Here is a 12,952-nt window from a genome sequence, read left to right as displayed (position 1 = left end):
CTACTCCTCCTGTCCGCACGCGGCGCGCACGCGGGTCGCGAGCGGCGAGCCCGGGCTCTGCGCGAGCAGCTTGGCCGCGATCGCCCTTCCGGGCGCCGCGCGACCGGAGCGGCAGAGCGCGATCGCGCGCGAGGCCTCGCGCTCGGTCGAGAGGACCCCCCGCGGGAACCGGCTGGCGTGCTCGTCGAGCTTCGAGAGCGCTTGCGCGAACTGGCCCGCCTGCAGCGCCTGCTGCGCGTCGCGGAGCAACGCGATCTCCGCGTCGAGCCCCTCGGGGCCGGGCTTCCCGGCGGCCGCCGCCGCGGGCGTGCGCGGTGCGGGCTTGCGCGCGGCGCCGTCCGCCGCTGGGGGCGCGGCGCTGTCCGCTGCTGGGGGCGCGGCGCGGGCCCCGGCGGGAGCGGTGGCCCCGGCGGGCGCAGGCGTCTCATTGGCGGCCGCTCTGTTCCCGGCGGGCGCAGGCGTCGCGTTGGCGGGCGCGGTGGCCCCCGCGGGCGTGTTGGCCCCCGCGGGCGCGCTGGCCTCGGCGGGCGCGCTGGCCTCGGCGGGCGCGCTCGCCCCGGCGGGCGCAGGCGTCCCGTCGGCGAGCGCGGCGGCCAGCGGGCCTCCGGGCGCCGTGGCCGCGATCCTCGCCGCCTCCGGCGCGCTCGGCGCGTCGCCCCGGGCCGGGAAGTAGAGCGCAGCGCCCGTCGCCAGGCCCACGACCAGCGTCGCGAGCCCGATCTTCAGCGGCGCGCCGAGCAGCGTGAGGCCCGCCCCTTTCGCGGCCGCCGTGCTCGCCTTCGCGGCCACGCTCGCGGCGGCGGGAGCTGCCATCCCCACCGCCGCCCCGGCGCCTGCGGCCCCGATGGCCCCGGCCCCCGCGGTGCCGGCCGCGGCGCTGCTCCCGGCGCCCGTCGCCACGGCCGCCGCGGTCGCTCCGGCGATGCCGAGCCTCGCCCACACGGCCGCGCGCATCCGCCTCCGGTCGTCGTCCGTCGGCTCGTCCTCGTCGCGCAGGGCGTCCAGGAGCGCCTGCTCGCCAGCCCCCAGCTCACCCATGCCGGCCTCCCCGGATCCTGGCGTGGTGCCGCTGCACCGCGTCGGAAAATGCCTGTCGAGCGGCCCTGAGCCGCGCATAAACGGTGTTGATGTTCACCCCGATACCCTGCGCGATCTCCGTCGCCGGCATCTCTTCCAGCTCGGCGAGGACGAGCACCACGCGCTTCTCCTCGTCGAGCGACGCCAGGAGGTCGTGCGCCACGCGCGCGGCCTCCGCCCTCGTCATCGCCTCGTAGGGGCTGAGGCTGCTCGGCCCCTCGATCAGCTCCGGATCCAAGGTCTCTCCCGTCCCGCGGTGGGTCGGGCTCTTGCGGCGCAGCGACCTCCGGTGCGCCTGCACCACGTTGACCACGATCCCGAAGACCCATGTCTTCAGCGACGAGCGGCCCCGGAACTCCGGGAGCCGCCGGTGCACGACGACGAACACCTCCTGGCACACGTCCTCGTGCGCCGAGGCGTCCACGCCGAGGCGGCGCACCGTCCGCCAGACGAAGGGGAAGGTCTCCTCGTACACCGCGGCGAAGTCGAGCGGCGCGGCCTGGACGCCGGGCGCGGTCGCGGCGGGGACCGCGGCCGGGACCGGGCCGGCGGGCGGAGGCGTCGACGGGGCGACCGCCGCGCGGGCGGTCACGGGCTGCACCCCTCCGCGTGGGGCAGCGAGACGTAGAGCTCGCCGAGGGCGGTGAGCTCGCCGCTCGCGCCGAGCAGGTCCACGTTCGGGATCGCCTCCGTTCGCCCGGAGAACCAGGCGTACCGGAAGACATCGGGATCCGATTCGAGGAGGGGGACCGCTTCTCGCATGTACGCTGCCTGCGCCTCGGCCGACCGATCCGCGCCGTCTCCGCACGAGAACTCGGTCAGCCAGATGGGGCGCTCGTAGCGTTTGAGCTCGCCGAGGTACCACTCGAGCGCTGGCCTGTCGCAAGCGTACCAGTGCGCCGCGATGAAATCGACGCGGCAGCCTTCGCACGCGGCGAGGAAGGCGTCGAGGTACGCGAACGGATCCGTCTCGTTGCAGCCGCCCCCGCAGAAGTTCACGGCCGGCGAGACGATCTGGAGTCCCTTCTCGTCCGCGATCTCCTCGATGCGCGGCCACAGCGCCGCGGCCTCGGCGGCGGTGAGGTTGGCCTGAGAGAAGAAGTTCGGCTCATTGAAAGCGAGCAGGTACTTCGCCCCGCTCGGGATCGCCGCCTTGACCTGGTCGGCGTCGAAGTTGCCGCCCCAGACCATCGGTACGAACTCGACGCCCAGGCGGACGTGGTCGCCCCCCCGGAGCTCCTCGTCGGGGACGGTCGCCCAGTTGTACCACCAGCCGACGCTGGCCGAGAGGGCCGAGAGGTCGGCGACCGAGTGGTAGCCGTACGCGACCCCGCGCTTGCACGGGCGCCCCGCGTCCGCTCCGCCGCCGTCGCCGGTGCTGCCGCCGTCGCCGGTGCTGCCGCCGTTGCCGGTGCTGCCGCCGCCGTCGCCCGTGCCGGCGCTGTGCCCGGCCTCGCCCCCCGTGCCGCCGGGACCCACGAGGCCCGCGCCGCCGTCGCCCGAGCTGGTGGTCTCGTGGACGTTTCCAGCGCCACCGTCCCCGGTCGTGCTCGGGTGGAACGCTCCCTCCACGCAGGCGGCGGACAGGAGGGGCCCGATCAGGGGGAGGATGCCGCAGAGGAGGGATCTGGGGGCTCGATGCATGGCTCGAGGGGCCTGGTGACCGGAGCCGTCCTGATCCGTGATGAAAAATGGGGTGGTGCTGTCATTTGAACATGAAGGCGGTAAGGCGGGAAGAAAATCTCAATGATCTTCCCGCCTTACCGCCTTCATGTGAACCCTCTCTGGGCAAATGACAGCACCACCAAAAATGGAGGGACGGGGATGCAGAGGGCACGGAGGCCAAGGACCATCGGGTTGTCGAGCCTGCCCTTGTCCAGAAGCGTGGGGACGAGCTTCCGCAGCTCCGCGGCGATCTGGCAGCGGTCGGGCGGCGGCAGCGACAGCGCCGTCCTGGCCCTGGTCGGCGCTGTCGTGGATGGCGGCCGAGGTGGCACAGGACCGGAGCGGGTGAGAACCAGCGCCAGCGGGCCGAAGGCGAGCCAGAAGAGGAGAGGATAGTCCGAGCAAAGCCCGGCGACGATCGGGATCGGCACTCGACGGTCAGCGACTCCCCGGGAGCTCCAAGACGTTCGCCGCCTGCCTCGGGTCCATGCGGTAGGGCGTGCCAGCGCCTTCGAAAAATCCATGTTCGGCAATCAAGTGCACGATGAGCCCAGGTCCCCCGAGCCTCGCGCCCGTGCGGATGTTCTCGATCGAGAAATCTATCGAGGACCACTCGGGTTCGTCGTCGCAGCTCCATGGACATCCTTGAAAACCGCGATACTGATGGATTCGAACGCGAAAGTTAGCGATCGTGTGGTAGCAGAGGTCGCTCCCGCTCCGGTCGCGGCGGATCGCCTCGCCCACGATCTCGCGAAGACGGTCGGCGAGCTGGGAAGCCGTGATCCCCAGCGACGATAGGGTGCTCGCATCCTCCCGCAATACCGCGTCAAGACGCTCCGTCGGGCCCAGGAATCCAGCCTCGGACAGCGCGCCGGGTCGCATGACGCCCTCGACGTGGATATGCCCTGTCCTGCTCAGCCATTGTTTTTGCCACCGTTCGATCTCCGCGCGTCTTTCACTCGCGGCGGCTACTTCGGCGAGCTCGAGGATCTCGGTGGTGAGCCTGGCGGCTTGGAGCTGCGCGCGCCTGGCCTCCGCGGCAGCGCGCTCATGGAAGACCAGCGTCGGCTTCGCACGAAACCTCGGTGCGTGGCTGAATTCATGGCTACCGAGCGCCTTGAGCGCTGTATCGAGGTGCCACTGGACGCTCGTGGCCGTTCCGGTATCGATGAAATGCGTGAAACGCTGGACCAGAAGGCATCCGCCGTCGCCGTCCAGGATCTCCCATCGATAGAACGGGAAATCGGGGTCCTCGTGCTGATTCAGCTCGTGTTGACTCAGCGCAGCGTCATGTCGTGCGCCGAAGGTCAGGACCACCTCGGTCTCCAGCGACGATCTGTGCAGCGTCTCCTCGAGCTTGACGCTGTGAGCGGCGTCGCAGACCGCGTCGATATGCGCTCCTGATACCTCCGCCAGAGGCATCGTGAAGCTTCCGATCAATGCGTACCTTCTGGGGCCGGCGCAGCGAGATCGAAGAAACCCAGAGATCTCGGCCCGCTGTCCTTCGGTGATCGATCGAGAGAACACGCAACCCATGCCATCGACATCGACGACCTCGACCGCTGCCTCGCGCGACGCGGCGTCCTCGTCGACGAGCCAGCCCATGAATCCAGGGACACTCTCGATGTCGGAGCGAGATGTGATCATGACCCTATCCTCCACGTTTGTGCCCGAATGAGTCATCCACCGCGACCTCAAGCTGAGCAGCCTGATGCTCGTGAGCGGCGCCATCGGCGCGTGCCACCCCGCTCGACTTCGGCATCGCTTACTTCCCCCTCATCGATGCCTTTCCCATATTCCTGGGCAGATCGTCAACGTGTGAGAGCCCCGAGGAGAGAGGTGCGATCCTCTCGTGGCCGCCAGGCGAGTCGATGGCATGCACATCGGCCTCAGATCGAGTCCTCAACGCACACCGTGACGTGCTTCGGCAGCGGCAGGTCCATTGACCCGAGGCGCTTCACACGCACGACTGTGTGGTGATCCGGGCGGGCACTCTGATGTGTGACAATGTAGGTGTATCCGGGTGCCCCCGCCCCACGTGGTGCATCGTTTTGAAAATGAAAGTGAATTTCATTTACATCCTGAAGGGCCAGTGCTACTTCGGATGTCCCGTCGCACCTCGCTCGCCGGGACACCCAGGGTTGAGGCATTCGATGACCCCTGCCTTCGCCGCCGAAGATCTCCTCTCCACCGACGCTTACGGCCTCGTGCGCGCCAGGTACCGCGGCCGCATCATCGAGCTGAAGCGCCGGCGCCGCGTGACCGTCGGGCTCCACGTCTCGGTCCTGTTCGAGTCGCGCGAGACGGTCCTCTACCACGTCCAGGAGCTGCTCTGGCTCGAGCGCCCCGTCAGGCCCGAGCGCGTCGCGGAGGAGGTCGCGGAGTACGACCGCCTCATCCCGAGGGCCGGTGAGCTCACCGCCACGCTCATGATCCAGGGCGGCCCCTGGCTCGCGGGTCAGGCCCTGATCGACGGCCTCGTCGCGGGGCGAGCCGTGGTGCTGCTGATGCTCGGCGAGCGGAGGGTCGCCGCCGAGCTGCTCTCCCCCGTGAACGACCCCTCTTGCCCCGTGCAATACCTGCGGTTCCCGCTCGACCGCGACGCTGCCCGCGCGCTGCTCGAGCGGAGCGTGGATGTCCACCTGGGCGTCCACTACGCGGGCGAGATCGAGACCGTCGCGCTCCCGCGCGAGACGGTGGACGAGCTCGCCCTGGGCCTCGGCGCGGACAGCGCGCCGGCCGCCCGCGCTCCGATGCTGTCGTCTGTCGCCGCTCTTCGGTGAAAGGAATGGATATGACCGTGCTCGTGGGGAAAAAAGCCCCTGACTTCTCCTGCGCCGCTGTCCTGCCGGACGGCTCGATCACCGCCGCGTTCCGCTTCTCGAAGGCCATCGAGTCGAAATATGGCCTCCTTGTGTTCTATCCCCTCGACTTCACCTTCGTCTGCCCCTCGGAGCTGATCGCGCTCGATCATCGGGTCGCGGCGTTCCGCGAGCGCAACGTCGAGGTCATCGGGGTCTCGATCGACTCTGAGTACACCCACCACGCCTGGCGCGAGACCCCCGTGGAGCGCGGCGGCATCGGGCCGGTGCGCTTCACCCTGGCGGCCGACGTGAAGCACGAGATCTGCCGCGCCTACGGCGTCGAGAACGACGACGGCGTGGCCCTTCGCGCGGCGTTCCTCGTCGACCGGGACGGCGTCGTGCGCTCCGCGATCGTCAATGACCTGCCGCTCGGGCGCAACATGGACGAGCTGATCCGGCTGGTCGATGCGCTCCAGTTTCACGAGCAGCACGGCGAGGTCTGCCCGGCCGGATGGCAGAAGGGCGAGCGTGGCATGACGGCCTCGACCGCGGGTGTGGCCGCGTATCTCTCCGAGCACGCCGAGCAGCTCTGACCGGCTCGTCCCGCCCACCGCAGGACGCGCCCGCCCCCGGGCATGGTGCGGGCGAACGCGCGGCGCACCCGGCCTGCGCGCGCGGGGCGCGCTCACCAGCGCGTCCAGCGGGAGATCCGCTGGACGCGCGTGTACACGCTGCCGTCGTCCGAGAGCCCGTACGACGTCGCGACGGTGGTCTCCATGTGCGGGCCCCAGCCTTCGTCGGCGATCGGCTCGTCGTCGTCCGCGCCGAGGTTGTAGACGAAGCAGTTCCCGTAGTGCTGCGTGACGCCCGCGTAGGCGCTCGAGCAGTTGCCGTCGCCCTTGGTGTCCCTGTCGTAGTCCGCCGACGCCCACCCGGTGCCGAACTGCCAGTCGAAGAGATTGCCGTCCCCGGCCACGCGGATCGGCGTGAGCAGGTGCATGTCCTCGGTCTCGATGCCCTCGGCGGTCGCGCGCATCACCTCGGCGACGGTGCCCGCGATGTCCTCGACCTCATCGCGGTATTCCCGGCCGGCGACATACAGGGAGGGCTGGTAATGGTTGCCGTCGATCGACGGCTCCCCCTTGGCGGTGAGCCGGTCGTCATACAGGATCTTCCAGAACGGGAGCGTCGCGCCGTCCGTCGCGCCGACGCTGTTGTAGACGAGCGCCCACCTGTCGCCGTCCGTCGGCTCACCGCAGTGGACCTGCAGCGGCTCCTCCGGGCCGTCCCCGTCGAGGTCGAGCGTGTAGACGCCGCCCGGGGCGCTCGCGGGCACGTCGCCACACCGCGCGTAGATGCACCCTGAGCTCGCCTCCTCGCTGCAATCCGCGGGCTGGCCGCCGCCGCCGGCTCCGTCACCGCCCGCGCCGCCGCCCGCCTCCAGGTGATACGGCCGGTCGAGCCCGGCGATCGCCGTGCAGCCGCAGGCCAGGAGGCACGCCGTCGCCCACACCCATGCTGCGGACTCGCTCCTCATCTCCGTTTCTCTCCCGAACGCATCACCCCATCCGGCCCTGCATGGCGATGACCCGCGCTGCGCGGACGCTACCGCCTCACCCCCGGCCTGGCAAGGGACCGGGCGGCGGTGAGGCCGCTCAGCCCGAGCCTCGCGGGTTCGGGAGTGGACGGCCGGCAATCCAGCCACCCAGCCACCCGCGTCGAGACGCTGGCGAGCAACAGCGCCGGCGGGGTGACGACGCGCGGCGTGGCAGGGACGGGCGGCCCTCCACGTCGAGCCGCCGCACCGACGGTGTATGGATTGACCACAACAGCAACAGGCTGCGAGTCCGATAGAACATCTCCTCCGCCCACGGCTCCGCGGCGAGCGTCGCTCCGGCCAGAGGTCAGCCTCCCTTCACCCAGGGCCGAGCTGGCCCGCAGCGCAGCGCGCCTGTGTGCGCGGCGCTCACGAGGCGCACCACGCGCCGCGGCAGAGACGCGCCGGCCGGCGCGGCTGTCGCGCTCGCCACCGGCGCGCTGGCCGCTGGAGACGCGCGAGTCGCCGGGGCTCAGTCCAGCTCCAGAGAGCTGGAACACTAGGGCTCACCACGCGCTCGACAGTCCAGGTGGACGAGCCAACGCTCCCCGATCGTGGTGATCTGCGAGCCAGCGCCCTAGACAGAATCCGCCCTGAGTGCGATTCTGCGAGGCTGCCGTGCGCAGCTGCGCTGCGCCGGACACTCGAAGCACGTGACGAGGTAAGATGCTCTCCGTAACTTGTACCGTGGGTCAGCAAATTTACAGCGACTCGAGCGTCGAGGTGTTCCGTGGGACCTGGGGTGACGAGCAAGAGCCGGTCGCGGTCAAGGTCCTGAAGAGCGAGTTCCCGAGCCAGCGCGCGCTGGCGTCGCTCCGGCACGAGTACAACGTCCTCCGCGAGCTCGACGTCGAGGGCGTCGTCAAGGCCTACGGCCTGGAGAAGCACAAGAACGGCGTCGCCCTCGTGCTGGAGCGGCCCGGCGAAACGACGCTCCACGACATCCTCCGCGCTGGCCGGCTGGAGCTCGAGGCGGCGCTGAAGATCGCCCGCTCGGCCGCCCGGGTCCTCGACGAGATCCACCGCCGCAAGGTGATTCACAAGGACATCAAGCCGCAGAACCTCCTCGTCGACCCGGACACGCGCGAGGTCCATCTCGTGGGGTTCAGCATCGCCACGCTCCTGCCGCAGGAGACCCAGCAGGCGGTGAGCCCCGAGGCGCTCGAGGGGACGCTCGCGTACATGTCGCCCGAGCAGACCGGCCGCATGAACCGCGTCATCGACCGGCGCACCGACCTCTACTCGCTCGGCGTGACGCTCTACCAGATGCTCACCGGCGTCCTGCCGTTCGCCGAGGGCGAGCCGATGGACATGATCCATGGGCACATCGCGAGGACGCCCGTGCCCCCGTCCGAGCGGGTCCCGGGCGTGCCCGAGGCGGTCTCCCGGATCGTCATGAAGCTCCTCTCCAAGAACGCGGAGGACCGCTATCAGAGCGCCTTCGGGCTCGTCGCCGACCTCGACGCGTGCCTGCGCCAGCTCTCGACCTCCGGCGCCGTCGCGCCGTTCCCGCTCGGCCAGCGCGACGTGCCCGATACGCTGCGCATCCCGCAGAAGCTCTACGGCCGCGACGAGGAGGCGCGCGCGGTGCTCGCCGCCTTCGAGCGCGCCGCCGGGGGCGAGCGCGAGCTCCTCCTCGTGTCGGGGTACTCGGGCATGGGCAAATCGGCCCTGGTGAGCGAGATCCAGAAGGCGATCGCCCAGCGGGGCGGCTACTTCGCCGCGGGCAAGTTCGACCACCTCAACCGCAGCGTCCCCTACGCCTCGACCGCGCGGGCGTTCCGCGAGCTCATCCGGCACATCCTGACCGAGCGGCCGGAGCAGCTCGCGCGGTGGAGCGCGGAGCTCGAGCGGGCCCTCGGGGGCAGCGGCCAGCTCCTCGTCGACCTCGTCCCGGAGCTCCAGTGGATCATCGGCCCGCAGCCGGCCGTCCAGCCGCTCGGCCCGGCGGAGTCGCAGGGCCGCTTCCACGCGGTCTTCAAGGCGTTCCTCCACGTCTTCGCGACGGCCGAGCACCCGCTCGTCCTCTTCCTCGACGACCTGCAGTGGGCCGACCCGGCCTCGCTCAAGCTGCTCCAGGTCCTGGCCGCGGATCCGGAGCGCGCGCACCTGCTCCTCATCGGCGCCTTCCGGGACAACGAGGTCTACGCGGGCCACCCGCTGCGCCTCGCGCTCGGCGAGATCGCGAAGGCGGGCGCGCCGCTGCGCGAGCTCGAGCTCAAGCCGCTCGCCCTCTCTGACGTCGTCGAGCTCCTCTCGGACACGCTCTCCGCTGCCCGCGAGGAGGTCGAGCCGCTCGCCCGCGTCGTGTTCGACCGGACCCAGAGCAACCCGTTCTTCGTGCGGCAGTTCCTGGGCGCGCTCCACGCCGAGGGCATGCTCCGCTTCGAGGCGGGCGCGTGGACGTGGGACATGGAGCGCATCCGGCGGCGCACCGTGACCGACAACGTCGTGGAGTTCATGGCGCGCAAGCTCGCCGAGCTCGAGCCCGACCTCCAGCGCGTCCTCAAGCTCGCGGCGTGCATCGGGCACGAGTTCGACCTGCGCACGCTCGCGATCATCGGCGAGCGGCCGCCGCACGAGACGGTGGCCGCGCTGTGGAAGATCCTGCAAGAGGGCCTGATCTCGCCCGTGGACGCCGACTACCGCCTCGCCCACGCGACCGACGGCGACGGGCGGAGCGGGATCGACTGGCACGTCAACTACCGCTTCTTGCACGATCGCGTCCAGCAGGCGGCCTACTCGCTCATCAGCGAGGACCAGCGGCGAGAGGTGCACCTGCGGATCGGGCGCCTCATGCTCGCCAGCAGCTACGGCCCGGCGCGGGACGAGGCGCTCTTCGACATCGTCAATCACTTCAACATCGCCTCGCCCCTCGTGAGCTCCCCCGAGGAGCGCGCCGCGGCCGCCGAGCTGAACCTCGCCGCCGGCCGGAGGGCCAAGGCGGCCACCGCCTACGAGGCGGCCGCGGGCTATTTCCGCGCGGGCATGGGGTTCTTGCCCGGCGGCGGCTTCGAGGAGCAGTACGACCTCGCCCTCGCGCTGCACAAGGAGCGCGCCGAGGTCGAGTCGCTGTGCGGCGCGTTCGAGGAGGCGGAGCGGCTCTGCGCCGCGGCGCTCGCGCGCGCCCGGACGGCGATGGACAAGGTGTCGATCCACATCGTGCAGGCGAATCAGTACCTGCTCCAGTGGCGCAACCACGAGGCGACCGTGGTGCAGAAGGCCGGCCTCGCGCTCCTCGGGTGCCCGATCCCCGAAGGGCAGGCGGAGGTCGCCGCGCTGCTCGAGCAGGAGCTCGCGGCGGTGCCCGTCCTCCTCGGCGGGCGGAGCATCGAGGAGCTCGCGCGCGCCCCGCGGGCGACGAGCCCCGAGCACCCGGTGATGCTCGAGCTGCTCGTGAACCTGTTCTTCGGCGCGTACAACTCCAGCGATCAGACGCTCGCCAACCTCGCCATCGTGAAGATGGTGACCCTCTCCCTGCAGCACGGGAACAGCGACATGTCCGCGTTCGGATACGTCGCGTACGGGATGGTGGTGGGCCCGCTGCTCGGCGAGTACGCGACGGCCTACCGCTTCGGTAGGATGGCCATCGAGCTGGCCGACCAGCTCGACAACCTCGTCCTGCGGGCCAAGACGTACCACATCTTCTCCGCGGACGTGCACAGCTGGACGCAGCACCTGCGGTGGGCAGACCCTTATTACGACAGGGTCCACGAGCTCGGGCTGGAGGCCGGCGACTGGACGGCGATGGGGTACATGATCAGCCAGAGCGGCTCGGACAGGCTCACCTACGGGATGGCCTTGCCGGAGCTCTCGCAGCTGACCGAGACGCACCTCGCCTTCCTGAAGCGCGCCAGGAGCCACGATATCATCGATATCCTGCTCGCCGGCGTGATCCAGCCCATCCGCTGCCTGCAAGGGCTCACGAGGAGCCAGCTCAGCTTCGACGACGACGGCTTCAGCGAGGCGTCGTACACGGCGAAGCACGGCGGCTCGCCCTACCACATGGGGTGGCTCTATTACGCGAAGATCCGGAATGCCTATCTCTTCGGCGACCGGGCGAGCTTCGCCGAGCTCATGCCGCAGCTCGCCGTCGTCGAGAGCGCCTTGCCCACGCACGCCAAGGTGCCCGAGGCGACGTTCTATACAGCGCTCATGCGGCTCGCCGCCTGGGAGGGCGCCGGCGGCGCCGAGCGGCGGGAGCACGAGGCGCACCTCGAGAGGCTGCTCGCGCGGCTGAAGCGCTGGGCCGACGCCGGGCCGGACAACGTGCTTCACAAGCACCTCCTCGTGCTCGCCGAGAAGGCCCGCGTCGAGGGGCGGACGGCGGAGGCCATGGAGCTCTACGAGCGGGGCATCGAGGCCGCGCGGCAGGCGGATTACATCAACAACCAGGCGCTCGGGAACGAGCTTTACGGCAGGTTCTGGCTCACCCAGGGCAGGCTCGAGTTCGCGGGCATGTTCCTGCGCCGGGCGCTCAACCTGTACGAGCGCTGGGGGGCGAGCGCCAAGGTGAAGGCGCTGCGCGAGGAGCTCGCGCCGCTCTTCGCCCCGGCCGCCGGCGGGCCCGCGGCCATCTCGCCGCTGGCCGCGACGACCGACACCGCCCTCGGCGGGCTCGCCGTGGGCGACCTCTGCGATCTCGCCACGGTCCTGAAGACGGCGCAGGCCATCTCGAGCGAGATCGTGCTCGACAAGGTGCTCGATCAGGTGCTGCGCAGCGTGATCAAGAGCGCCGGGGCGAGCCGGGGCTTCCTGATCCTCGCGCGCGGCGACGCGCTGACGGTCGAGGCGATGATCTCGGTCGACCCGGACACGGTGCGACTCGGGCTCTCGACGCCCATGGAGGAGCGCCTCGATCTCGCCCGCCCGGTGGTCCACTACGTCGCGCGCTCGCGCGAGGCGGTCGTGATCGGGCGGGCCGAGGACGACCCGCGCCTCGCCGACGATCCTCACGTGATCTCGCGCCGGCCGCGGTCGATCCTGGGCTTGCCGCTGCTCCACCAGGGCAGGCTGAGCGGCGTCCTCTACCTGGAGAACCACCTCGCCGAGCACGCCTTCACCGCGGATCGTATCGAGCTCTTGCGGCTGCTCTCGTCGCAGGCCGCGGTGGCGGTGGAGAACGCCCTGCTCTACGCGAACCTGGAGGCCGTGAGCGCCGAGCTCCGGCAGGCCAACGAGCGGCTGGAGCAGGAGGTCAAGCAGCGCACCGAGGAGCTCTCGCAGGCGAACGCGCGCCTGTCGGAGCAGAGCGAGGAGCTGAAGGAGACCAACCTGCGCCTCCTGCACGAGCTCGGCGAGCGCGAGCGCGCCGAGCGAGCCCGCGCCGAGCTGCACGAGGCGGTGATCCAGTTCCAGCGGGCGAAGATCGCGGAGCTCTCGACCCCGCTCGTGCCGATCACCAACGACGTCATGGTCATGCCGCTCATCGGCACGCTGGACGAGGAGCGGGCGCAGGAGGTGCTCCAGACGCTGCTCGACGGCGCGACGCGGAGCCGCGCCCGGGTCGTCATCATCGACGTGACGGGGATCAAGGAGGTCGACCAGCGCGTCGCGAACGCGCTGATCAACGCGGCGAACGCGCTCCGGCTGCTCGGGGCCCAGGCCGTGCTGACCGGCATCCGCGGCGAGGTAGCGCGGGCGCTCGTCGCGCTCGACGTCGACCTGACGCGCATCGTGATCCGCGGGACCTTGCAGAGCGGGATCGCCTACGCCGTCGGGCGCTCGCGCGCCGCGTTCGCATAGCGCCTGGTCAGCCGGATTCGCCCCTGTCGGACGGGAACAGGAACTCCGAAGTCAAGCCTGGATC

The 12,952-nt window shown here is 70.6% G+C and carries 9 protein-coding genes; 3 read left to right on the top strand and 6 right to left on the bottom strand.

The window, feature by feature from the left end:
• From WME85_RS25265 to WME85_RS25245, 5 genes are all read right to left on the bottom strand, one after another.
• The gene (locus tag WME85_RS25265) at positions 1 to 1,038 is read right to left on the bottom strand and encodes a hypothetical protein (protein ID WP_437841798.1); all 1,038 of its coding nucleotides are present in this window, start codon (positions 1,036 to 1,038) and stop codon (positions 1 to 3) included.
• Complete coding sequence (locus WME85_RS25260) at positions 1,031 to 1,669, bottom strand: RNA polymerase sigma factor (protein WP_437841795.1); 639 nt, start codon at positions 1,667 to 1,669, stop codon at positions 1,031 to 1,033. Before WME85_RS25260 ends, WME85_RS25265 begins: the two co-directional genes overlap by 8 nt.
• A complete protein-coding gene (locus WME85_RS25255; RefSeq protein WP_437841793.1) occupies positions 1,666 to 2,721 on the bottom strand; it encodes a glycoside hydrolase family protein in 1,056 nt (351 codons plus the stop codon). Before WME85_RS25255 ends, WME85_RS25260 begins: the two co-directional genes overlap by 4 nt.
• Before the next feature lie 125 nt (positions 2,722 to 2,846).
• A complete protein-coding gene (locus WME85_RS25250) occupies positions 2,847 to 3,173 on the bottom strand; it encodes a hypothetical protein (RefSeq protein WP_437841790.1) in 327 nt (108 codons plus the stop codon).
• A 7-nt stretch (positions 3,174 to 3,180) separates the two neighbouring features.
• A complete protein-coding gene (locus tag WME85_RS25245) occupies positions 3,181 to 4,389 on the bottom strand; it encodes a hypothetical protein (protein WP_437841787.1) in 1,209 nt (402 codons plus the stop codon).
• A gap of 506 nt (positions 4,390 to 4,895) precedes the next feature.
• Here WME85_RS25245 and WME85_RS25240 point away from each other — a divergent pair.
• Positions 4,896 to 5,525, top strand: coding sequence for a DUF3501 family protein (locus WME85_RS25240; protein WP_437841785.1), 630 nt, complete (start codon positions 4,896 to 4,898; stop codon positions 5,523 to 5,525).
• An 11-nt stretch (positions 5,526 to 5,536) separates the two neighbouring features.
• Positions 5,537 to 6,139: a peroxiredoxin gene (locus tag WME85_RS25235; RefSeq protein ID WP_437311995.1), complete on the top strand. Its 603-nt coding sequence runs from the start codon at positions 5,537 to 5,539 to the stop codon at positions 6,137 to 6,139.
• A gap of 92 nt (positions 6,140 to 6,231) precedes the next feature.
• On the opposite strand, the gene WME85_RS25230 is transcribed toward WME85_RS25235, so the two are convergent.
• Positions 6,232 to 7,083, bottom strand: a complete 852-nt coding sequence (locus WME85_RS25230; protein WP_437841783.1) for a fibrinogen-like YCDxxxxGGGW domain-containing protein — start codon at positions 7,081 to 7,083, stop codon at positions 6,232 to 6,234.
• Positions 7,084 to 7,830: 747 nt separating this feature from the next.
• On the opposite strand from WME85_RS25230, the gene WME85_RS25225 reads away from it, so the two are divergent.
• Positions 7,831 to 12,888 carry an AAA family ATPase gene (locus tag WME85_RS25225; protein WP_437841781.1) on the top strand — a complete coding sequence of 1,686 codons (5,058 nt, stop codon included), beginning with the start codon at positions 7,831 to 7,833 and terminating at the stop codon, positions 12,886 to 12,888.
• The last annotated feature ends 64 nt before the right edge of the window (positions 12,889 to 12,952 follow it).

Origin of the sequence: Sorangium sp. So ce1153 (genome assembly GCF_051521595.1) — a bacterium.
GTDB lineage: Bacteria > Myxococcota_A > Polyangia > Polyangiales > Polyangiaceae > Sorangium.
Note: the sequence above shows the minus strand (reverse complement) of the source record. Positions and strands in the feature narration are given on the sequence as shown.